The sequence below is a fragment of the Streptomyces justiciae genome, assembly GCF_015163075.1.
Classification (GTDB): domain Bacteria; phylum Actinomycetota; class Actinomycetes; order Streptomycetales; family Streptomycetaceae; genus Streptomyces; species Streptomyces justiciae.
In genome coordinates, this window is sequence record NZ_JADDXU010000006.1 from 59,395 (window position 1) to 81,365 (window position 21,971).

Consider the following 21,971-nt stretch of genomic DNA (forward strand, 5'->3'; position numbering starts at 1 on the left):
ACGGACCTCGCACCCGCTCCCGAATCTCCTCGAACGTACGTTCAGAATGCCGGGCGTTCCGGGTCCAGGCGCGCCAACCCCTCGGTGGGGGAGGACGCTTCGGCGAAGTGCCGCTTGGGAATGCGGCCCGCCCGGTGGGCCAGCCGGCCCGCCTCGACCGCGTGCCGCATCGCGTGCGCCATCAGCTCCGGCTCCTGGGCGCGCGTCACCGCCGAGGCGAGCATCACACCCGCGCACCCCAGCTCCATCGCGAGCGCCGCGTCCGACGCCGTACCCGCCCCGGCGTCCAGGATCACCGGCACGCGCGCGTGCTCGACGATCAGCTGGAAGTTGTGCGGGTTGCGGATGCCGAGCCCGGACCCGATGGGGGAGCCCAGCGGCATGATCGCCGCGCACCCCACGTCCTCCAGCTTCCGCGCGAGGACCGGGTCGTCGTTGGTGTACGGCAGCACCGTGAAGCCGTCGTCGACCAGGGTCTCCGCCGCCTCCAGGAGCTCGATCGGGTCCGGCAGCAGGGTGCGCTCGTCGGCGATGACCTCCACCTTGATCAGGTCCGTGCCGAGCGCCTCGCGCGCGAGGCGGGCCGTCAGCACCGCCTCGCCCGCCGTGAAGCAGCCGGCCGTGTTCGGCAGCACCTGGATGCCGAGCTCGGTCAGCACGGACAGGACCGAGCCGTGCACGTTCGGGTCCACGCGCCGCATCGCGACCGTCGTGAGTTCCGTGCCCGAGGCGACCAGCGCCCGCTTCAGCACGTCCAGGCTGGGCGCCCCGCCCGTGCCCATGATCAGCCGGGACGAGAACGTCGTACCGCCGAGGACGAAGGGATCGTCGGCCATGGGTCAGCCTCCTTGGACGGCGGTCAGGACCTCGACGCGGTCCCCCTCGGAGAGGGGCGTCGACGGCCACTGCGCGCGCGGGACGACGGTTTCGTTGAGGGCGGCGGCCACTCCGGAGGGTGCCGGGGTGAGGGCGCGCACGACGGTGTCGAGCGCCGTGCCGGGAGCGAACTGGCGCGGCTCCCCGTTGACGGAGATGTTCATGCGGGCTGCTCCGTGAGGTGCTTCGCGAATCGCCTGGGGGTGAACGGGCGGGCCTCGTCCGGGAGTTCACCGGTGGTCAGGGCGTGGGCCATGGCGTCGCCGGTGACCGGCGTCAGCAGCACGCCGTTGCGGTAGTGGCCGGTGGCCAGCAGCAGTCCCGGCAGCTCGGTCGGGCCGAGCAAGGGCGCGTTGTCGGGGGAGCCGGGACGCAGCCCCGCGCGGGTCTCCGTCAGCGGCAGCTCGGTGATGCCGGGCACCAGCTCATGGGCGTCGCGCAGCAGCTCGTACACCCCGCCCGCGGTCACCGTCGTGTCCCAGCCCTGCTCCTCGCTGGTCGCCCCGATCACCAGCTCACCGCTCTCGCGCGGCACCAGATAGACCTGGCTGCCGCGCACCACGGCCCGCACGGTCCGGCTCAGGAACGGCGCGTACCGGGACGGCACGGTCAGCCGCAGCACCTGGCCCTTCACCGGGCGGACCGGGGGCAGTACGGCGTCCGGGACCCCGGCGAGGCGGCCGCTGAGGCTGCCCGCCGCCAGCACGACCTGCCCCGCGCCCAGCCGCGTACCGTCGGTCGTCGTGAGGCCCGCGGCCCGCTCCCGCACGACGTCGAGCCGCTCGGCCCAGTCGCGGTGGAACACCACACCCGCCCGCTCACAGGCGGCCAGCAGCGCCTTGGTCAGCCGCCGGGGGTCGATCTGGTGGTCGCCGTCCACCCGCAGCCCGCCGCGCACGCCCGGCGCGAGCATCGGCTCCAGACGCCGGCACTCCCGCCCTGACAGCCACTCGGACTCCAGCCCCGACTGCTGTTGCAGGGCGTGCAGTTCGCGCAGGTGGGCACGGTCGTCGGCGTCCAGGGCGACGGCGAGCGTGCCGCAGCGGCGGTAGCCGAGGTCGAGCCCGGTCAGGTCGGTCAGTTCGGCCGCGAAGTCCGGATAGCGGCGGGCCGAGGCCAGGTTCAGGCCGAGCAGGGTCTGCTCGCCGTAGTGCAGTTCGGTGACGGCGGCGAGCATGCCGGCCGCCACCTGGGCGGCCCCGCCGCCCGGTTCGGGGTCCACGACGGCCGTGGCGAAACCGCGCTGCGCGGCCCGCCAGGCCGTGACGAGGCCGATGATTCCGCCCCCGACGACGAGGACGTCTGACGTACGTGAGGACATGGGCGTCCAGCCCCTCCCTTCGCCGGCATGACCCGGATCAGGTTCGTACGGTCGGAGGCCGCCAGCCTCCCTCTCAGCCCGGTGCGTCCGGGCTCCCGCGAGTGCTCTACGTTGGCCACCCTAGCTCTTGGTTTTGCCCTTTTGTAAGGAGGCCCACTGTCATGGCCCGCTCGCTGGACGGCCTCGTCCTCGCCCCCGTCGCCGACCAGGCCCCAGGTCAGGTGGGTACCCGCACCCGGTTCACGTACCACGAGAAGGACGGCGAGATCTGGGCCGAGTACGAGGGCGGCGACGTAGTCCGCGGGCATCTGGTGGGCACGCGGGCGGGCGACCGGCTCGACTTCCGGTACGTACAGCTGAAGCACGACGGGACGACGTCGAGCGGGCACTGCGTCTCGACGGTCGTGGAGCTCGCGGACGGCCGGGTGCGGCTGGAGGAGAGCTGGGCGTGGGAGTCGCAGCCCGGCAGCGGGACCAGCGTTGTGGAGCAGGTCACGGTGCACGACTCCTGACTGACAAATTGTCAGTTGTCTATGGTGATCAGGTGAGCGACGAGACGGAGACGCAGGCGCGGCGACGGGTGGTCGTGGTCGGCGCGGGCATGGCCGGCGTACAGACCGCCGTGGCCCTGCGCGAACAGGGCTTCACCGGCACGGTGACACTGATCGGCGCGGAACCCCACCAACCGTACGACCGGCCGCCGCTGTCCAAGGCGGTACTGCTCGGCAAGGCCGAGGGCTCCGCCTTCGACGTCGACTTCGAGGCGCTCGGCATCGACCTGCGGCTCGGCGTCGAGGTGCTCGGCGTCCGCCCGGCCGACCACGAACTGGACGCCGAGGGCGGGCCGGTGCCGTACGACGTCCTGGTCCTCGCCACCGGCGCGGAACCGATCCGGCTGCCCGGCGCGGAGGGTGTGCCCGGCGTCCATCTGCTGCGCACCCTCGACGACGCCGAACGGCTGCGCCCGGTGCTCGCCCGGCAGCACGACATCGTGGTCGTCGGCGCGGGCTGGATCGGCGCCGAGTTCGCCACCGCCGCGCGCGACGCGGGCTGCGCGGTGACCGTCGTCGAGGCCGCCGACCGGCCGCTCGCGGGGGCGCTGCCCGCGGAGGTGGCCACGCCCATGGCGGCCTGGTACGCCGACGCCGGCGCAACTCTGCGCACCCACGCACGCGTGGCGCACATCGAGCCCGGCGAGGTCGTCCTCGACGACGGTTCCCGGCTGCCCGCGGACGCGGTCGTGGTCGGCATCGGCGCCCGCCCGGCCACGTCCTGGCTGTCCGGCTCGGGCATCGACCTCGGTGCACACGGCGAGGTCGTGGCCGACGCGGGGCTGCGCACGTCGGTCCCGGACGTGTACGCCGTGGGCGACTGCGCGTCCTTCCCCTCGGGGCGCTACGGCGAGCGGCTGCTGGTCCACCACTGGGACAACGCCCTCCAGGGGCCGCGCACGGTCGCGGCCAACATCATCGGCGAGACGCCGTCGGTCTACGACCCGGTGCCGTACTTCTGGTCCGAGCAGTTCGGCCGTTTCGTCCAGTACGCCGGCCATCACACGTCCGCCGACACGGTCCTGTGGCGCGGGGACCCGTCCGGACCGGCCTGGACGGTGTGCTGGCTGCGGGAGAACCGGCTGGTCGCGCTGCTGGCGGTGGGCCGGCCGCGCGATCTTGCGCAGGGGCGGCGGCTGATCGAGGCGGGGACGGCACTCGACCCCGGGCTGCTGTCAGACCCGGGGCGGCCGCTGAAGGCGGCGGTGGTCTAGCGGAAATGTCGAGGTAGGGGCCGTTTCGGGTGGCCCCGGCTTCCGACTGTCAGTGCGGGATGGCAGGCTTGATTCCGTGACCGAGATTGACGCAAAGATCGATGCTCTCGTCCCCGCCTGGCTCACCCTCCCCGACATCGCAGAAATGCTGGACGTCGAGGTGACGCGTGTGCGGCAGCTGGTCAAGGAGGGCCAGCTCATCGCCGTACGCCGAGGTGAGAACCGCGCACTGCACGTCCCCGCCGCCTTCATCGACGGGGCCGAGCAGAAGGTCGTCAAGGGCCTCACCGGGACCCTGACCCTTCTGAGGGACGACGGCTTCACCGACGAAGAGATGCTGGAGTGGCTCTTCACCCCCGACGACAGCCTCCCCGGCACCCCCGCCCAGGCCCTCAGCGAGAACCGAGGCACAGAGGTGAAGCGCCGAGCCCAGGCACTGGCGGTCTGACCGAACACCGTCCGGTGCGTGAACCGGGGCCGCAGGATGTCTGTGCGGCCCCGGACCGGGGCGGCTGCCCACCCTGGCATCCGCTTAGCTGCGGGCGGTCGTGCCGCTGGGGCGGCTCCCACCCGAGCAGTGGCACCCGCCTTGTTCGCCTAGCTGCGGGCAGTCGTGCCGCAGGGCGGCACGGGTGGGCGCGGCGGTGCCCCGCGAGCGCGGGTGAGTGACACGCACCTCGGCCCGCGTGACCCACCACGGCACACCGGCATGCCCCGCCCCGACCCACCTGTGGTTCACTACCGCCCGCCGCCAAGGCCGACCGCACTCGTCCACGGCCGTACGCCACCGACACCGGGGGACCGAACATGACCGACGCCGCCCGCACCGCCCGCGCCCAGCTCGCCGACGCCCGCGTCTACCTCTGCACGGACGCCCGCAAGCGCCAGGGCGACCTCCCGGAGTTCCTCGACGCGGTCCTCGCCGGCGGCGTCGACATCGTGCAGCTCCGCGACAAGGGCATGGAGGCCGCCGAGGAACTGGAGCACCTCCAAGTCTTCGCCGACGCCTGCGCCCGCCACGGCAAACTCCTCGCCGTCAACGACCGCGCGGACGTCGCCCACGCCGCCGGCGCCGACGTACTCCACCTCGGCCAGGGCGACCTCCCGGTCCCCGCGGCCCGCGCGATCCTCGGCGACGACGTCCTCATCGGCCGCTCCACCCACGCGGATCAGGAAGCCACCGCCGCCGCGGTCCAGGACGGCGTCGACTACTTCTGCACCGGCCCCTGCTGGCCCACCCCCACCAAGCCCGGCCGCCACGCCCCCGGCCTCGACCTGGTCCGCCACACCGCCGCCCTCCGCACCGACCGCCCCTGGTTCGCCATCGGCGGCATCGACCTCGGCAACCTCGACGAGGTGCTGGAGGCGGGCGCGGACCGTGTCGTCGTCGTACGCGCCATCACGGAGGCGACCGACCCCGGCGCGGCCGCCGCGGAGTTCGCCAAGCGCCTGCGTCAGCGGTGACCAGCCACATCGTGGGCCCTCGCTGTCCGAAAACTGTCCGATGGGTGGACAGTAAATCGACAAAACGGGCAAATTTCCGTGATCTGGTTGGGCGACCAGCGCCCCCTGGCTAACCTGCCGGTATGGCCCTCGGAACCGCATCCACCAGGACGGACCGCGCACGCACCGTGCGCGACATCCTCGCCACCGGCAAAACCGCCTACTCGTTCGAGTTCTGGGCTCCGAAGACGGAGAAGGGCGAGCGGAACCTGTGGAACGCGCTGCGGAGGGTCGAGGCGGTGGCCCCCGACTTCGTCTCCGTGACCTACGGCGCCGGCGGCTCCACCCGCGCCGGCACCGTCCGCGCCACCGAGCAGATCGCCGCGGACACCACGCTCACCCCGGTCGCCCACCTCACCGCGGTCAACCACTCGATCGCCGAGCTGCGCAACATCATCGGCCAGTACGCCGACGCCGGGATCCGCAACATGCTCGCCGTGCGCGGCGACCCGCCCGGCGACCCCATGGGCGACTGGGTGCCGCATCCGCAGGGCCTGACGTACGCGGCCGAACTCGTCCGGCTCATCAAGGAGTCGGGTGACTTCTGCGTCGGCGTCGCCGCCTTCCCGGAGATGCACCCGCGCTCCGGCGACTGGGACACGGACGTCGAGCACTTCGTCGACAAGTGCCGCGCCGGCGCCGACTACGCCATCACGCAGATGTTCTTCGAGCCCGACTCCTACCTTCGCCTCCGCGACCGCGTGGCCGCCGCCGGCTGCGCCACCCCGGTCATCCCCGAGGTGATGCCGGTCACGAGTGTGAAGATGCTCGAACGGCTTCCGCAGCTCAGCAACGCGTCGATCCCCTCCGTCCTGAAAGAGCGGATCCTCACAGCAAAAGACGATCCGGCCGCTGTACGCTCCATCGGTATCGACTTCGCCACCGAGTTCTGCGCGCGGCTGCTGGCCGAGGGAGTGCCCGGACTGCACTTCATCACGCTCAACAACTCCACGGCGACGCTGGAAATCTACGAGAACCTGGGCCTGCACCACCCACCGCAGGCCTAGACCGGCCGCACGGATATACGACACACTGCGTAGCGGTCACTGGGAGAGGGGCGTACATGGGCTGGACGGTCCTCTACATCGCGTTCGGAATCGTCGCGCTGTGGTTGCTCGGCGAGGTGCTGCTCCAGTACAAGGCGCGGCTGCGCTGGCGCCTGCTCGCCTTCGCGGGCTTCCTCGGCGTCGTCCTCGGTGTGCTGATCCCGTCGGTCGTCGTCATCGGGCTGGGCGCCATCGCCTTCGCGATCGGCCAGACGTACGTCACGCTCTCCTTCCGCCGCGGCTTCGAACAGGGCTGGGCGGTCAATCCGCCGGCGGCCCTGGGCGGCCTGACCGGCGGCAAGCGCCGCGAGCGCGGCCGCGAGGAGCCCACCCTGGAGGTCTCCGACCTCGAGGCGACGGACGCGGCCTACGGCGACGAGGCCGACTACCGCCAGGACCCGGCCGGTTACGGCGACGACTACGACCGCGACGACGTGTTCACGCCCGCCCGCCCCGCCGCGGCGGCCGAGACCACCGCGGTCTACGAGCCCCAGCCGATGCCGGACGACACCGGCTCCTACGGCATATACGGCGACACCCCCTACCCGGCGGCGGCCGGCGACGGCACCTACGCCGGCCAGGACCAGTACGCGACGGCCGCCCAGGGCGCCGACCAGAGCTACTCCTACGACGGGTACACCGGCTACGACCAGCAGCAGTACGGCTACGACATGGCCGGACAGCAGCAGTACGCCGCCTACTCCGACCCGTACATCGGCACCCAGACCTACGGCGGCGCCGGCTACGACACCTCGTACGGCGGCCAGCAGAACTACGGCCAGCAGGCCTACGGCCAGGACCAGTACGGCAACGCGACCTACGGCGGCGAGACCCCGGCCGGCGGCGTCTGGGTCCCGCAGCAGCGCTCCGACGACTCCTACGGCGGCGAACTCCCGCCGGAGCAGCAGTACCCCTACCAGGGCAACGGCCAGCAGGGGAACGGCTACGACGAGCAGTACCGCTTCTGAGGAGCGGTCAGCGGAAGGTACCCGGGGCCGTCACTGAGAGCCCCGGAAGTCCGGTCCCTCCACGATCAGTCCGGCGACCAGCGCACCCGACATGCCCGCGTGCGGGAGGCCACCGCCGGGGTGCGACCAGCCGCCGACGGTGAACAGGCCCGGCAGCTCCGTGCTGTTCGCCGGGTGCAGCAGTCGCCCATCGGCCGCGGCGAGAGCCGGGGGCGGTACCGCACCGCCCTCCGCACCGGTCGTCTCCGCGATGTGGGCCGGGGTCCGCACCTCGTGCCACAGGAGGCGCTCGCGCAGGTCCGGTACGGCCCGCTCCGCGGTGGCGATCAACTTGTCCGCGTGATCGGCGAAAACCTCGGGCTCCGGCCAACCGCTGCCAGTGAACGCGGGAACCGTCGCGGTGAGGGTGATCGCCTCGTGGTCCGCGTCCGGGACCGAGCGGACGTCGTCGGGGCGCAGGACGGTGAGCGTGGGGCGCGCGTCGAGCCCCGGAGGCGAACCGAACAGCAGGCCCAGCTCGCGCTCCCGGTCCTCCGCGTGCACGACCGTCTTGTGTGCCACGCCCTCTGGGCGGCCACCGCGCAGCGCCAGCAGCACCGTGAGACGGCTCGGCAGCCCGTGCCGCGGCAGAACGCTGCCCGCGTCCCTGACCGCCGCGCCCCGCACACATCGGTTCAGCACCTCAGGAGCGACCCCGGCGACGACGAACTCCGCCTCCACCACCGAACCGTCGCCCAACTCCAGCCCGGCCGCCCGCCCGTCCTTCTCCACCACCCCGGTGACCTCGGCACCGAAGTGGAACTCCACCCGGCGCGCCACACACCGCTCGTACACCGCGCGCGCCAACTCCCGCATGCCGCCGCGGACATACCAGGCCCCGAAGGCGTGCTCCATGTACGGCAGCACCGCCGCGCTCGCCGGGGCGTCGCTCGGGTCGAGGCCGTACGCCAGCGCGTAGCCGTCCAGCAGTGCGGCCAGTCGGGGGTCGCGCAGCTCCCAGGCGCCGATCTCGGCGAGCAGCCCGGCGCGGCGGGTGCGCAGCAGCTTCTTGTGCGGGACCGACGGATAGGGCTCACGGTCGGCCAGCACCGACCAGTTGGGCCATAGCGGCTCTTCCAGGAGCGGCCGGCGCGTACGGTCCCAGGCCTCGCGGGCCCGGACCAGGAAGTCGCCCCAGCGGTCGCCGGCGCCCGCACCGAGCGCCTCGTTCAGCGCGGCCACCACGCCCGCGCGGGACGCGTTCGGCAGGGCGACCTCGGTGCCGTCCGCGAAGAGATGCCGCGACGACGGATCGACCTGGACCAGGTCGACGACCGACTCCAGCGGCTCCTTGCCGGTCTTGACGAAGAGATCGCGGTAGACGGCGGGGAGCGGCAGCAGCCCCGGCCCGGTGTCGAAGGCGAACCCGTCGCGCTCGAAGCGGCGCACCGCACCGCCGTACGTCTCCGTACGCTCGTACACCGCCACCCGGTGGCCCGCGACGGCCAGCCGGGCAGCGGCCGCCATCGCGCCCATCCCGGCGCCGATCACCGCAATCCGTGCCATGCCTGCGACTTTATCGGCCGCCACTGACAGCCCTGGTGACAGGTGGGGTCACCAGCCGGGCGGCGACCCTGACCGGCCCGCGAGCCGCTTCTCCTCCCGGCGCTGGGCCCTGCGCCGCAGGAACCGCCGGATGCGGGAGATCAGGAAGATCAGTATCACCAGTCCGGCGAGCAGCAGCACGGCCGCGATGATCGCCGCCGCCTGCGGGTTGAAGATCGCGAACGTGACCAGCCCGCCGACGCCGAGATCCTCGGCCAGGCTCACGATCACGTTGCTGAACGGCTCCGGCGAGGTGTTCACCGCCATCCTGGTCCCGGCCTTGACCGCGTGGCTGGCCAGCGCCGTCGAACCGCCGACCAGGCCCGCGACCGCGTCGTTGAGCGAGCCGCTCTGACCGGCCAGCACCGCACCGACCCAGGCGCCCGCGGCGGGCCGGATCAGCGTGTGCACGGAGTCCCACGCCGAGTCGACGTACGGGATCTTGTCCGCGACGGCCTCGCACAGGAACAGCACGCCCGCTGTGACGAGGACCTCAGGGCGCTGCAAGGTCTCGGGGACGTCGTCGCTCAGCCCGGTCGCGCCGAAGACGCCGAGCAGCAGCACGACGGCGTAGGCATTGATTCCGCTGGCCCAGCCGCTGGTGAAGACAAGGGGGAGTACGGACACGGAGGCGATCGTAACCAGTGGGCAACGGAGCGTCCTGGGCCTGAGTGCGCAGGTCTGAGTATCCGTACCTAGTGGGGGAGATGAGTACGCGCGCGGATGGGTCCCGACCTGCGTGAACGAGAGAGTGGAGCCACGGAGAAGGGGAACGGCTCCGGCACCGGCGACACGGGGCGCCGGAGCGGAGCCGCCCCGGATCCGCTCCTTCCGCCGGCGGAAGTCGGCGGGAGCGAGGCACGGGGGCCCGGGGGAACGACCGAACGGGGGTCCGACGGGGGACACGGGGGAAAACGGGGGAGCACGAGAAGGCGCCGGTTCGAGGTGGCCCGCGGGGGACGCGGCCACAGCGGACCGGCGCTTTCGTGGCTACGCGCGCGTACCGCTCACCCGGCCCTGCAACAGCCGCGACAGCGCCGAGTGGACGTCGTCCAGCGAGCGCTCCGGCTGGAACGCCTTCCAGTCCAGCGCGGCCACCAGCACCATGCCGACGAGCGCGGACGCGGTCAGCGAGACGTCGATCGCCTCGTGGAACTCGCCGCCCTCGATGCCCTCGCGCAGCACGTCCTCGACCACCGCCACCGCCTGCTGACGGACCACCATGAGCGTGGACTGCCAGGCCCGGTTGGTGCGCCACAGCTCCGCCACGTACAGCTGCGTGAAGGCCGGGTAGCGGTCGATGAAGACCAGGCCGGCCCGGATCATCGCGTCCAGGGCGTCCGTCTTGCTGCCGCCCGCCGCGGCCGTCCGCTCCGCCGCCTCCCGGAGGGAGGCGGTGAGCAGGCCCACGCCGTGCCGCAACAGCTCCTCGAAGAGGACGGACTTGCTCGCGAAGTTGTAGTAGACGGTGCCCTTCGCGACCCCGGCCCGCTCGGCGATCTCGTCGACCGTGGTGGCGGAGAAGCCCTGCTCCGCGATGAGGGTGACGGCCGCCTCGTAGAGCTTCTGGCGGGTGGCCTCGCGGCGCGTGCTGCCGCTGCTGCTTTCCATGGCCCTGATTGTCACAGCAACCGTGGGCCCGTCCGTCGTCGAGGTCACAGGCTCAGCTCCGGGTGCAGCCGGTCGAGGGTCCACACCTGGCGGCGGCGGGCCGACAGCGCGGTCAGCGCGAGGGCTCCCGCGGTGAAGGCGACGAGCACCACGCACGCGTGCCACACCGGACCGAGCCCGCCGCCCGTGATGAGCCGGCGCAGCGCGTCCACGACGTAGCTCATCGGCAGGAACGGGTGGAGCGCGTTGAAGAAGCCCGGGCTGGTCTGCACGGGGTACGTGCCGCCCGCGGACGTCAGCTGGAGCATCAGGAAGGCCAGGACGAGAATCCGTCCCGCCGCCCCGAAGCGGGCGTTGAGCCACTGCACGATCGCCGCGAAGCACGCCGTGACCAGGAACAGGAAGCCCACGGTCCCGGCCGCCCGCACCATCTGCAGGCCGATCGCCCAGTGCAGCACCGACATCAGGGCGACGGTCTGGAGCACCCCGACCGCCACCACCGGCAGCCAGCCGGCCAGCGCGATCCGCCACGCCGGGGCGCCCGCCGCGAGCGCGCGCCGGTTCATCGGCGCCACCAGCATGTACGCCACCATCGCGCCCACCCACAGGGACAGCGGGATGAAGTACGGGGCGAAGCCGGTGCCATAGTTGGGCGCCTTGTGCAGGTCCTTGGAGACGAGCTGGACCGGGTCGGCCATGACGCCGGTGCGCTGGTCGCGGTCGGCCTTGTCGTAGTCGGGGATCTGGCCGGCGCCGTCGTGCAGTCCGTCGGAGAGCTTCCCGGTGCCGTCGACGAGCTTGAACATGCCGCCGTTGAGGTCCTCGGCGCCGGTCTTGAGCTTGCCGACGCCCTCGTCCAGGTCACCGGCGCCGGTCTTGGCGGTGCCGAGGCCCGTGTGGAGCGTCTTGGCGCCCGCGGCGACCTTGCCCGCGCCCTCGTTCAGTGCGTTGATCTTGGAGACGGCGTCGTCGAGGTCCTCGGACAGGTTCGGCGCCCGGTCGGCGAGCGCCTGGGCCTGCTTCTGGAGGGTCGCCAGGTTCTTGTCGAGCTTCTTCAGGTCGCCGTCCTGATCGCCCACGAGGGTGTTCAGGTCGTCCGCGATCGTGGCCACGTCGGCGGCGGCGTCCTTGGCCTTCTTCAGGTCGGCGCAGGCCCCGTCCGGCAGGACCGGGTTCTCGCAGCGCGCCTTGTAGACGTCGTCCAGGGTGTCGGAGGCTGTGTGGGCGCCCTTGGCGGCGGCCGGAGCCGTCTTCACCAGGGTGTCGAGGTGGTCGCGGATCGCCCCGGCGGAGTCCGCGACCAGCTGGGCGGTGTCGCCGATCGTCTTCTCGTTGTCCTTGAGGAACGGCCCGACCTTCTCCGCGACCCCGTTGACCTTGTCGGCGAGCGTCTGGGTGCCCTCCGCGACCTTCGCCGAGCCGTCCTGGAGGTCGCCCGCGCCCTTGTCGAGCTTCTTGAGCCCCTTGGACAGCTTGCCGCTGCCGCTCTTCGCGTCCTTCAGCCCGTCGGCGAGGTCCTTGGAGCCCTTCTCGGCCTTGGCCGTGCCGGTCTCCAGTTTGTCGGCACCCTTGGCGGCCTTGACCGTCGCGCCGTGGATGTCGGAGAAGGAGATGAAGATCTGGTCCAGGAAGGACCGAGACGCCTTCGTGGACGCGGCCTCGCGCACCTCGCTGAAGACCGTGCGCGAGATCTGCCCGACGATGTAGTTGTTCGCGTCGTTGGTCCTGACCTGGAGCGCGCCCGTCTCCGGGGAGTCGCCCGCGCTGGAGGCGATCCGCTCGCTGAAGTCGGTCGGCATGGTCAGCGACAGGTAGTACGTGCCGTCCTCGACGCCCGCGCGCGCGTCGGCGGCGCTCACCTCGTGCCACTCGAAGACGTCGCTCTCGCGCAGCCCCTTCGTGATGTCGGCGCCCGCGGTGATCTTCTTCCCGTCGGCGGTCGCCCCCTTGTCGGCGTTCACGAGCGCCACCGGGATGCGGTCGAGACGGCCGTACGGGTCCCAGAACGACCACAGGTACAGGGCGCCGTAGAGCAGCGGCAGCACCAGCAGCGCCACCAGGGCGGCGCGCGGCAGCTTGCCCCTCCCGAAGCGCCGCAGCTCAAGCGCGGCCAGTCGCGGCGAGCGCATCGGTCCCCTCCTTCTGTTCCTTCTGTCCGGTGGAGATCGTCAGAGCGTCCTCCGGGGCCTCGCTGCACACCGCCACGACCGTGGTCCCGGCCTCGGCGAGCGACCTCAACAGGGCCCAGACCTCGGCCCGTTCGGCGTCCGACAGCTTCAGATCGGTGTCGTCGACGCCGAGCAGCTTCGGACGGCCGATGAGCGCGAGGGCGAGGGACAGCCGCAGCGCCTCCAGCCGCTCCAGATCGCGTACGGCGGTCCGCGAGCCCTTGGGCAGGGCTTCCCGGTCGAGACCGGCGGCGGTCAGGGCGGTGTCGATCCGCAGCTTGGCCTCGTTCGCGCGCTCGGCGCGGGGCCGCAGCAGGGCGCGCAGGGAGTCCCCGAACCGGCGCTGGAGCAGGGCCCGCTCCCGCAGGTGCTCCCCGACGGTGAGGGCCGGGTCGAGATCGGTGACGCCGGCGACATGCGCGACGGCGCTCAGCCGCCGCACCGCCCCGAGCTGTTTCGGCAGCCGCGCCCCGCCCACGGCCGCCGTCCCCTCGGTGGCCTTCATCCGCCCGGTGAGCGCGAGCAGCAGACATGTGCGGCCGGACCCCGACGGGCCCTCGACCGCGATGAGCGACCCGGGCTCGGCCTCGAAGGTGATCCCGCGGAAGGCCCACCCCCGCGGTCCCTTGAGCCCGAGGCCCTCGGCTGTGACGGCGATTGCGTCCACAGCCCACCCCCTGAGTGTGTGGCGAGTTTTTGAACTGACTGGTCAGTGCAAAAACTAACCCGAACCTGCGATCGAAGCAAAAGCCCAGGTCAGAACGGATTGTCAGTGCCATACCTCACGATGGGCACATACGGCCACAACGCCGTCACGCAGACGACAGGAGGTTCGTCATGGCCAGCTATCACGCAGCAGCCGCCCGCCGGCGCCGCGCCACCGGCCCTGCCCCCTCACTGACCGGACCGGCGAGCGACGTACACCCCGTGCTGCGCCGGACCACGGCCCCGCCCGCCGCCCTCGACCTGCTCGCCCAGGCCCGCGCCGGACTCGACGAGGCCGCCGTCCTGGAAACGCCGAACGAGCGCTACGCGACGGCACATCTCGCTGCCCTGCGCACCGCCGCCGCCGTGCTCGCCGCGCGAGGCCGCCCGGAGCCCACGCCCCGACGCCGCGCCAAGATCCGGAGCGCCTGGGAAGTGCTCCCCGAGATAGCGCCCGAGCTCGCCGAGTGGAGCGCGCTCTTCGCCGCCGGGGCCCGGCGCCGCGCCCGGGCCGAGGCCGGCATCCAGGGCGCGGCCTCCCGCCGGGACGCCGACGACCTCATACGCGACGTGGCGATGTTCCTGCGCCTCGTCGAGCGGATGCTGGTCCTCCAGCCGGTCCTGCCCCAGCCCCGCCAGGACGCCGACCACCCGGACCCCGACGACCACCCAGGGAGCAGGGACATGCCGGACGCGGGCTGAAGCGGGGGTGGCCATGGGGCGCCGCTGTCCGTCGTGTGAGACGCCCCCCGGGCCGCCGCCCCGTGATGACCAGGTGAGGTGACGGAGGCAATAGGGTGGAGGCGCCTGAAGCCCTTCGCCCTCCGTAGCCCGGGCGGGGAGGGTGCCCGTTCGCTCCGCCGCGCAAGAGGCGGTGCCGCGCCGAGGAGTCAACTGTCGTGTCGGACCCGCTGCGACCCCGCGCCTCCCTCCGTACCGCCGTGGTCTGGGAGGTCCTCCAGGACGCTCTCGAACGACGGGTCAAGGCCACGGGCCGGGAGTCCCTGGACGTCCTCGACACCGGGGGCGGCAGCGGCAACTTCGCCGTGCCCGTCGCCCGCCTCGGCCACCGCGTCACCGTCGTCGACCCCAGCCCCAACGCGCTCTTCGCCCTGGAGCGCCGCGCCGCCGAGGCCGGCGTCGCCGACCGGGTCCAGGGCGTCCAGGGCGACGCCCACGGCCTCTTCGACGTGGTCGAGCGCGGCGCCTACGACGCGGTGCTGTGCCACGGCGTCCTGGAGTACGTCGACGACCCCGCCGAGGGGGTGCGCAACGTGGTCGCCGCGCTGCGCTCCGAGGGCGTCCTCAGCCTGCTCGCGTCCGGCCTCGGCGGCGCCGTGCTCGCCCGCGCCCTCGCCGGCCACTTCAAGGAGGCCAAGCAGGCCCTCGCCGACCCGAACGGCCGATGGGGCGCCGGTGACCCCGTGCCGAGGCGCTTCACCGCCGAGCAGCTCACCGCACTGGTCGAGGGCGCGGGCCTGGAGGTCGGCGCCGTGCACGGCGTACGGGTCTTCGCCGACCTCGTCCCCGGAGTGCTCGTCGACACCGAGCCCGGCGCCCTGGAGGCGCTGCTCAAGCTGGAGGAGGCGGCCGCCGAGCTCCCCGCCTTCCACTCCGTGGCCACCCAGCTTCATGTGCTCGCCGAGACGCGGACGACCTCCTGAGGCCCGGGTGCCCCGTCCTGGTGCCGCGCTGATCAGGGACTTGGGTGCAGATGGAGTACGCCACAGGCCCCCCGATCGGGCGCCCAGCGCCGTATGATCGAGGGAGACCGCCCGGCATGACGGGCCGGCCGCTGGGGAATGGAAGATTCAGTGGCCGGGACGTTCATGGCGGAATCCGGTTGGCCAATTGGCGTAGAGGGGCGGGTTTCACGGGGGCGATTCCCTGCCTATCCTGAAGGGACCCCCCGAGTCGCCCCGGCGACTGCACGATGAGGAGGACTCCGTGCCGCTCTCGGAGCACGAGCAGCGAATGCTCGAGCAGATGGAGCGAGCGCTGTACGCCGAAGATCCCAAGTTCGCGACAGCGCTTGAGGGAAGCGGGCTGCGCACGTACACCCGGCGACGGGTCTACCAGGCGGTCGCGGGCTTCCTCGTGGGTATCGCGCTCCTCATGGCAGGAATGGTCGCCAAGCAGGTCTGGCTCAGCGTGGTGGGCTTCCTCGTCATGCTGGGCTGTGCGGTACTCGCCGTGACCGGCTGGCGCAAGGCCCCCAAGCCGGGCGAACAGCCCTCGGCAGGTGGCCCGCACGCCCGCCGTCAGCCACGGCAGAAGCGCTCCATGATGGACCGCATCGAGCAGCGCTGGCAGCGGCGCCGCGACGAACAGGGCGGCCAGTAGCTCGACCAGAAGCCGATGAGGGGGTGACCGCCTGCCGGGCGGTCACCCCCTCACGCACGCCCTTGTCCCGGGCTCCCGGCCCAAGCCCCGGTGGTCTGTGAGCGCCTGAAGAAGGCCTGTGAGCGCCTGAACCACAGCGGCGGACACAGGTGAGGCCCCGGTCCGTTTCCCACGGACCGGGGCCTCACCCGTGATGCCTGCCGGCCGGCCTCAGCTCTGCTGGCCGGACGGTTTGCGCAGGGTCGGCCGGGCCGCCGCCACCCGCGCCGTGACGCCGCTCCACCACTCCGAGACGGCCCACACCACCCGGACGGTGGAACGCGGGGCGAAGGTCGCGCGCAGCCGTGTGCTCCGCGGTGCCGTGCCGCGCAGCCCGGCGATCGCCCGCCGGACGTCCTCCGCCAGCCCTGCCACCGGACGTGGCCGCGGCGCGTAGAGGACCTGCTCCACCGCTTCGGCCACGCGGTGCACCGAGGCCGCCGCCTCGGTCTCGAGATGCCCCAGCCGGACGATCCGGGCCGCCGCCTTGCGGGGGGTCTGCGACCCGTCCGGCACGATCCCGAAGTCCCAGGCCGTGTCGGTCAGTTCCAGCCAGACCGCCAGGGTGTGCAGCGCGGCGTCCGCCTCGGTCCGTCCGTGCGCCCCCAGGCGTACCGCCCGGGTCCGCATCCGCCACAGGGCGGGCGACAGCGGGATCGCCAGGGCGGCGAGACCGGCGAGCGCCCAGGCCAGCAGGACGTACCACTTCGGGCCGTCTTCGTCCTTGGTGAGCGCGGCTGCCGCGGACTCGCTCGGGCAGGCCTCGAGCTTCTTCTGCTCCGCCGTGCAGCTCTCGCTCGCGGAGGGCGTGGCGGAGGGCGCCGCGCTCGCCGACTGCGTCGGACGGCCGGTGTCCGGCAGGCTGCTGCCCGGGGTCTCCGTCTGCGTGTACTCGGGCTGCGTGCCCCGGGTCGGGGTCGGCTCGAAGCGGGTCCAGCCCACGCCCTCGAAGTACAGCTCCGGCCACGCGTGGGCGTCCCTCAGCCCCACCGACACCGAACCGTCGCCCTGCGGCGTCCCGGGCGCGAAGCCCACCGCGACCCGGGCCGGGATGCCGAGGCTCCGGGCCATCGCGGCCATCGCGAACGAGAAGTGGACGCAGAAGCCCTGCTTGTTCTGCAGGAACCGGGCGATCGCCTGCGAGCCGCTGCCCGCCTGCACCTGGGTGTCGTACTGGAAGCCGCCCGTCACGGTGAAGTACTCCTGGAGCTTCACCGCCTGCTCGTAGTGGTTCGAGGCGCCGGCGGTCTGCTCACGGGCGGTCTCGGAGACGATGTCGGGCAGCGACTTCGGCAGCTCGGTGTACTCGCGCTTCAGCGCCGCGGGCGGCTCCGGCGCCGAGGCGAGCTGCTCGGCCGTCGGCCGCACGTCCAGGCTCTTGACCGTGTACGTCTCCCCGCGTGTGGTCTGGCCCTTGTCGCCGACCAGCGTCATCCCCACGGGCTCGTAGCGCCACTTGCCGTCGATGTCCACGCCGCTCGGCGGGTACGGCATCGGCAGCCAGTCCTGCTGGTACCAGTCGGCGGCCGCGATCCGCGTCGTGATCTCCGCACGCCGGACGTCGGCACCCAGTCCAGGTGGGGTGGGGAACTCGTCCGGCACCTTGTCGATGTCGCGCCTGGACGGCTTCCAGGTCGTGCCGTCGAAGTCGTCCAGGGAGACGATCCGCAGATACGTGCTCGCGGCCGCCTCGGGGTCGGAGCGCACCGACAGGACCTGGCGGTCGTCGTCCGCGTTGAGGTTGTCGCGCAGGGACACCAGGGGGTTCACCGCGGAGATCGTGCCCCCGCTGCCGTTCCCGGCGCCCGCGCCCGTCCCCACGCCGTCCAGGAGGCCGCCGCTCATCGAGGGCAGGGCGACCGGCACCACGAGGGCCAGACCCAGGGCGACCGCGCCGATGCGCCGACCGGTGCGGACCGGGGCCACCACCCCGGACTCCCCGCCGGGAGTGCGCGGCGCCCCGCCGAAGACCCGCCCCCACTGGGAGAGCCGGTCGCGTCCCTCGGCGAGCAGCAGCATCAGATAGCCGGCCGCCGCGACCACGAACCACAGCCAGTCGGCGCCGCCGTCGGACAATCCCGCGGCCACCGAGTACAGCGCCAGCAGCGGCAGCCCGGCCGGGGCCGCGCTACGGAAGGTCACCGCGAGGGTGTCCACCGCGAGCCCGATGACCAGGACGCCACCGATGATCATCAGCCGGATGCCGGTGGACTCCAGCGGCGCCGGGATCGCGTACCGCGCGATGTCGTCGCTGCCCTGCTGGAGCAGGTCGGCGAAGCGCTGGAAGGCCTCGGGGCCGGGGACGATCCCGGCGACCGCCTGCTCCCGGGTGAAGACCAGGGTCAGCATCATCAGCGTGACCAGGGCCTGGGAGGCCACGGTCAGCGGCCGGGCCAGCGGCACCCGCCGGGTCGCCGCGCCCACCAGCGACTGCACGCCCAGCAGGAAGGCCGCCTGGAGGATCCACGTGGCCGGTTCGACCAGGGGCAGCAGGGCGCAGGACGCCATCAGGGTGGCCGCCCAGGCGCCCAGCGCCAGTCGTGCCCGCCCGCTCATGCCGGTGCCCCCTCATTGCCCGCGCCGCTCGCCACACCGAGACCGGTGCGCTCACGGTCCGCCTGGCGCCACAGCTCGGTCAGAGAGGCGCCCCGCGGCACGCGCAGCGCCGTCCAGCCCGCCTCGCGCAGCATCCGCAACCGCTCCTCGCTCCTGTCCAACGGCCCGGCCACATCGGTCGGTTCCCGTCCCCAGCTCGCGCTGTCCAGCAGGAAGGCGACCGCGCCGCCGCTGCGCTGGCGCATCTTGGCGGCGACCGTGGCCTGCTCCTCGTCGAGGTCGCCGAAGAAGGCGACCAGCAGCCCTTCGTTGCCGCCGCGCAGCACGTCGTACGCGCGCGACAGGCCGGTGCCGTCGGAGTGGTCGATCACCGCGAGGGTGTCCATCATCAGGCCCGCCGCGTCGGCCGACTCCTGGTTCGCGCCGGCGAACCCGTCCGCGCCCTCGCCGGGCACCGAGCTGCCGGTGTCCGTCAACAGCCGTACGGAGAAGCCGCGTTCGAGCATGTGGACCAGCGCCGACGCGGTGCCCGAGACCGCCCACTCGAAGGCCGAGTCGGGGCCCGCGCCGTGGAAGGCGAGACCCCGGGTGTCCAGCAGCACCGTGCAGCGGGAGCGCTGCGGCTGCTCCTCGCGGCGCACCATCAGCTCGCCGTAGCGCGCGGTGGAACGCCAGTGCACCCGGCGCAGGTCGTCGCCGTAGCGGTACCCGCGCGGGATGACGTCGTCCTCGCCGGCCAGCGCGAGCGAGCGCTGCCGCCCGTCGCCGTAGCCCTTCGCCTCGCCGCTGAAGCGGACCGGCGGCAGCGGCTCCACGCGCGGGATCACCGTCAGGGTGTCGTACGACGAGAAGGACCGGGTCAGCTCGCACATGCCGAACGGGTCGGTCAGGCGGAGCTGGAGCGGGCCCAGCGGGTAGCGGCCGCGCAGGTCGGAGCGGACCCGGTAGGACACCTCGCGGCGGCCGCCCGCCTCGACCCGGTCGAGGACGAAGCGGGGGCGCGGACCGAGGACGTAGGGCACCCGGTCCTGGAGCATCAGCAGGCCGGTGGGCAGCCGCGAGACGTTGTCCATCCGCAGATGGACGCGGGCCTCGCTGCCGGCCGGCACGCGCGCGGGGGAGAGCCGGCGGCTGCCGGCGACCCGGTAGCGGGTGCGGTACAGGACGGTGGCGCAGACGACGGGCAGCACCGCGAGCAGCAGGCCGACCCGGAGCAGATCGCTCTGCCCCAGGACGTACGCGCAGATGGCGGCGGCGATGCCCGCGGCCAGGAAGGACCGGCCGCGGGTGGTCAGGCCGGCCAGCGCGGTGCGCACCCCGCCCTTGTCGCCCCGGTCGGCCTCCGCGTGGCCCGGCCCGGCGGCGGTGGTCATCCAAGCCTCCGCGGCGGCTGCTGGCCGTAGCCCTGCGTGCCGTGGCCGAGGCCCATGCCGCTCTGCTGCTGGGGTACCGGGGTGCGCTGCAGGATCTCCTGCACGACCTGCTCCGCGGTGCGCCGGTTGAGCTGGGCCTGGGCGGTGGGCAGCAGACGGTGGGCCAGGACGGCGACGGCCAGCGCCTGCACGTCGTCCGGCAGCGCGTACTCCCGGCCGCTGAGGGCGGCGGACGCCTTCGCCGCGCGCAGCAGATGCAGCGTCGCGCGCGGGGAGGCGCCGAGTCTGAGGTCGGGGTGGGTGCGCGTGGCGGCGACCAGGTCGACGGCGTAGCGCCGGACCGGGTCGGCGACATGGACGCCGCGGACGGCGTCGACCAGCTTCACGATGTCGTGCGCGTGGGCCACCGGCTGGAGGTCGTCCAGCGGGTTCACCCCGCCGTGGACGTCGAGCATCTGCAGCTCGGCCTCCGCGCTGGGGTAGCCGATGGAGACCCGCGCCATGAAGCGGTCGCGCTGGGCCTCCGGCAGCGGGTAGGTGCCCTCCATCTCGACCGGGTTCTGCGTGGCCACCACCATGAAGGGGCTGGGCAGCTCGTAGGTCTGCCCGTCGATGGTGACCTGCCGCTCCTCCATGGACTCCAGGAGCGCGGACTGAGTCTTCGGCGAGGCTCGGTTGATCTCGTCGCCGATCACGATCTGCGCGAAGATCGCGCCCGGCTTGAACTCGAAGTCCCGGCGCTGCTGGTCCCAGATGGACACACCGGTGATGTCCGAGGGCAGCAGGTCGGGCGTGAACTGGATACGCCGCACCGAGCAGTCGATGGACCGCGCCAGTGCCTTCGCCAGCATGGTCTTGCCGACGCCGGGGACATCCTCGATCAGAAGATGTCCCTCGGCGAGCAGCACGGTCAGCGAAAGCCGTACGACCTCGGGCTTGCCCTCGATCACTCCCTCCACCGAACTGCGGACTCGCTCCACAGTGGCAGTCAGATCAGTGAGGCTCGCTCGATCGTCATAGGTCGTCACCCGGCCCTCCTCGGCCCGTTCTTTCTCCGGGCCGACGCTCTGCGTTGCGGACCGGCCCACCCCGAATCACGGACACCACGCGGAAATGGTTCCGCGTGACGTCCATCCACGCATTCTTGCTGCCGTTACCGATTCGTGTCACTCGCCTGTGGACAACTGCCTGCGATATGTCAGGGCTTGCGACCTTTTGGGTACCCCGGAACCGGAAATCAACAGCAGAACGACAGCTTCGGAGAGCGGCCGGAGCGGGTCAGGCGGGGTCGATCTCGCGCAGCAGGCCGGTCTTCACGTCGAAGACGAAGCCGCGCACGTCGTCGGTGTGCAGCAGGAACGGGTTGGTGCGCACGCGCTGCATGGACTGCCGGACGTCCTGGTCGGCGTCCCGGAAGGCCTCCACGGCCCAGGCGGGGCGCTGGCCGACCTCGTCCTCCAGCTCGGTGCGGAAGTCCTCGGTGATCTGCTCCAGACCGCAGTTGGTGTGGTGGATCAGGACGATGCTGCGGGTGCCCAGCTTGCGCTGGCTGATGGTGAGCGACCGGATCACGTCGTCGGTGACCACGCCGCCCGCGTTGCGGATGGTGTGGCAGTCGCCGAGCTCCAGGCCGAGCGCGGCGTGCAGGTCGAGACGGGCGTCCATGCAGGCCACGACGGCGACGTGCAGGACGGGGCGGGCGTCCATGCCGGGGTCGGTGAACGCGGCGGCGTACTGCTCGTTCGCGTCGACGAGCCGGTCGGTGACGGCGGCGACGCGTATGGCGCCTTCGGATGCGTTGGCAGCGGATGCGGAAGTCGTCATATCCACGACGTTACTGGTCACAGCCGATCCGGTCCTGTGGTGAGAAGGGAAAAAGAGCGTCATCACGTCCTCTTTGTGAGGTAAGCCACAGGGGTGGCGGGGTACGCCCGAGCGGGTGATTTCCCGCCACCGGTCGCGTCGCCCCGATGCCCGGCGCGACGCGCAGGCCGGTTGATTGACCGCGAGACACCGTGGACTAAAGTGACGCGAAGCGGGAGGCGAGGTCTCCCTGCTGGCATGAATTCCCCAGGAGAAACCGGCGCAGTCACCGGATCTCCCCACGCGCGCG

General features: G+C 72.4%; 21 protein-coding genes and 1 riboswitch. Of the genes, 9 read left to right on the plus strand and 12 right to left on the minus strand.

All coding sequences use genetic code 11. From position 1 onward, the window contains the following. Positions 1-41 precede the first annotated feature (41 nt). The 3 genes from IQ210_RS18145 to thiO form a co-directional block, all read right to left on the minus strand. On the minus strand, positions 42-836 hold the full coding sequence (locus IQ210_RS18145; RefSeq protein ID WP_194080078.1) for a thiazole synthase: 795 nt from the start codon (positions 834-836) through the stop codon (positions 42-44). 3 nt (positions 837-839) lie between these two features. Next, positions 840-1,040, minus strand: a complete 201-nt coding sequence (gene thiS / locus IQ210_RS18150; protein WP_126271412.1) for a sulfur carrier protein ThiS — start codon at positions 1,038-1,040, stop codon at positions 840-842. After that, complete coding sequence (thiO, locus tag IQ210_RS18155; RefSeq protein ID WP_194080079.1) at positions 1,037-2,197, minus strand: glycine oxidase ThiO; 1,161 nt, start codon at positions 2,195-2,197, stop codon at positions 1,037-1,039. The genes thiS and thiO overlap by 4 nt, the downstream gene beginning before the upstream one ends. Continuing rightward, positions 2,195-2,306: riboswitch (TPP riboswitch) on the minus strand. It overlaps the preceding gene by 3 nt. 52 nt (positions 2,307-2,358) lie before the next feature. Between thiO and IQ210_RS18160 the strand changes: the two genes are divergently transcribed. The 6 genes from IQ210_RS18160 to IQ210_RS18185 all read left to right on the plus strand — a co-directional run bounded on the left by IQ210_RS18160 (position 2,359) and on the right by IQ210_RS18185 (position 7,479). Continuing rightward, positions 2,359-2,709: a hypothetical protein gene (locus tag IQ210_RS18160; RefSeq protein WP_194080080.1), complete on the plus strand. Its 351-nt coding sequence runs from the start codon at positions 2,359-2,361 to the stop codon at positions 2,707-2,709. 32 nt (positions 2,710-2,741) lie between these two features. Then, on the plus strand, positions 2,742-3,962 hold the full coding sequence (locus tag IQ210_RS18165) for an NAD(P)/FAD-dependent oxidoreductase (RefSeq protein ID WP_194080081.1): 1,221 nt from the start codon (positions 2,742-2,744) through the stop codon (positions 3,960-3,962). Positions 3,963-4,038: 76 nt separating this feature from the next. Further along, positions 4,039-4,410, plus strand: coding sequence for an Rv2175c family DNA-binding protein (locus tag IQ210_RS18170; RefSeq protein WP_194080082.1), 372 nt, complete (start codon positions 4,039-4,041; stop codon positions 4,408-4,410). A gap of 359 nt (positions 4,411-4,769) precedes the next feature. Then, a complete protein-coding gene (thiE, locus tag IQ210_RS18175; RefSeq protein ID WP_194080083.1) occupies positions 4,770-5,426 on the plus strand; it encodes a thiamine phosphate synthase in 657 nt (218 codons plus the stop codon). A gap of 122 nt (positions 5,427-5,548) precedes the next feature. Next, positions 5,549-6,472, plus strand: coding sequence for a methylenetetrahydrofolate reductase [NAD(P)H] (gene metF, locus IQ210_RS18180; RefSeq protein WP_194080084.1), 924 nt, complete (start codon positions 5,549-5,551; stop codon positions 6,470-6,472). A 56-nt stretch (positions 6,473-6,528) separates the two neighbouring features. Further along, on the plus strand, positions 6,529-7,479 hold the full coding sequence (locus IQ210_RS18185) for an SCO2102 family sporulation regulator (RefSeq protein WP_194080085.1): 951 nt from the start codon (positions 6,529-6,531) through the stop codon (positions 7,477-7,479). Between the two features lie 30 nt (positions 7,480-7,509). On the opposite strand, the gene IQ210_RS18190 is transcribed toward IQ210_RS18185, so the two are convergent. The 5 genes from IQ210_RS18190 to IQ210_RS18210 all read right to left on the minus strand — a co-directional run bounded on the left by IQ210_RS18190 (position 7,510) and on the right by IQ210_RS18210 (position 13,509). Continuing rightward, positions 7,510-9,024: a phytoene desaturase family protein gene (locus IQ210_RS18190; RefSeq protein WP_194080086.1), complete on the minus strand. Its 1,515-nt coding sequence runs from the start codon at positions 9,022-9,024 to the stop codon at positions 7,510-7,512. Positions 9,025-9,072: 48 nt separating this feature from the next. Continuing rightward, positions 9,073-9,690, minus strand: a complete 618-nt coding sequence (locus tag IQ210_RS18195; RefSeq protein WP_194080087.1) for a DUF4126 domain-containing protein — start codon at positions 9,688-9,690, stop codon at positions 9,073-9,075. 363 nt (positions 9,691-10,053) lie between these two features. Next, positions 10,054-10,674, minus strand: coding sequence for a TetR/AcrR family transcriptional regulator (locus IQ210_RS18200; RefSeq protein ID WP_194080088.1), 621 nt, complete (start codon positions 10,672-10,674; stop codon positions 10,054-10,056). 44 nt (positions 10,675-10,718) lie between these two features. Beyond that, positions 10,719-12,803, minus strand: coding sequence for a YhgE/Pip family protein (locus IQ210_RS18205; protein WP_194080089.1), 2,085 nt, complete (start codon positions 12,801-12,803; stop codon positions 10,719-10,721). Then, positions 12,775-13,509 carry an ATP-binding cassette domain-containing protein gene (locus tag IQ210_RS18210; protein WP_194080090.1) on the minus strand — a complete coding sequence of 245 codons (735 nt, stop codon included), beginning with the start codon at positions 13,507-13,509 and terminating at the stop codon, positions 12,775-12,777. Before IQ210_RS18210 ends, IQ210_RS18205 begins: the two co-directional genes overlap by 29 nt. A gap of 170 nt (positions 13,510-13,679) precedes the next feature. Between IQ210_RS18210 and IQ210_RS18215 the strand changes: the two genes are divergently transcribed. From IQ210_RS18215 to IQ210_RS18225, 3 genes are all read left to right on the plus strand, one after another. Beyond that, on the plus strand, positions 13,680-14,249 hold the full coding sequence (locus tag IQ210_RS18215) for an SAV_6107 family HEPN domain-containing protein (RefSeq protein ID WP_059197542.1): 570 nt from the start codon (positions 13,680-13,682) through the stop codon (positions 14,247-14,249). Positions 14,250-14,446: 197 nt separating this feature from the next. Continuing rightward, the gene (locus IQ210_RS18220; protein ID WP_194080091.1) at positions 14,447-15,211 is read left to right on the plus strand and encodes a methyltransferase; all 765 of its coding nucleotides are present in this window, start codon (positions 14,447-14,449) and stop codon (positions 15,209-15,211) included. A gap of 283 nt (positions 15,212-15,494) precedes the next feature. Further along, positions 15,495-15,890, plus strand: a complete 396-nt coding sequence (locus tag IQ210_RS18225; protein ID WP_079308681.1) for a DUF3040 domain-containing protein — start codon at positions 15,495-15,497, stop codon at positions 15,888-15,890. 210 nt (positions 15,891-16,100) lie between these two features. On the opposite strand, the gene IQ210_RS18230 is transcribed toward IQ210_RS18225, so the two are convergent. The 4 genes from IQ210_RS18230 to IQ210_RS18245 all read right to left on the minus strand — a co-directional run bounded on the left by IQ210_RS18230 (position 16,101) and on the right by IQ210_RS18245 (position 21,745). Next, positions 16,101-18,485 (minus strand): transglutaminase TgpA family protein, encoded by a 2,385-nt coding sequence (locus tag IQ210_RS18230; protein WP_194080092.1) that lies wholly within the window; start codon positions 18,483-18,485, stop codon positions 16,101-16,103. Beyond that, positions 18,482-19,858 carry a DUF58 domain-containing protein gene (locus IQ210_RS18235; RefSeq protein ID WP_194080093.1) on the minus strand — a complete coding sequence of 459 codons (1,377 nt, stop codon included), beginning with the start codon at positions 19,856-19,858 and terminating at the stop codon, positions 18,482-18,484. The genes IQ210_RS18230 and IQ210_RS18235 overlap by 4 nt, the downstream gene beginning before the upstream one ends. Continuing rightward, on the minus strand, positions 19,855-20,886 hold the full coding sequence (locus IQ210_RS18240) for an AAA family ATPase (protein ID WP_194080094.1): 1,032 nt from the start codon (positions 20,884-20,886) through the stop codon (positions 19,855-19,857). The genes IQ210_RS18235 and IQ210_RS18240 overlap by 4 nt, the downstream gene beginning before the upstream one ends. 250 nt (positions 20,887-21,136) lie before the next feature. Beyond that, positions 21,137-21,745: a beta-class carbonic anhydrase gene (locus IQ210_RS18245; RefSeq protein ID WP_194080095.1), complete on the minus strand. Its 609-nt coding sequence runs from the start codon at positions 21,743-21,745 to the stop codon at positions 21,137-21,139. Positions 21,746-21,971: the final 226 nt, after the last annotated feature.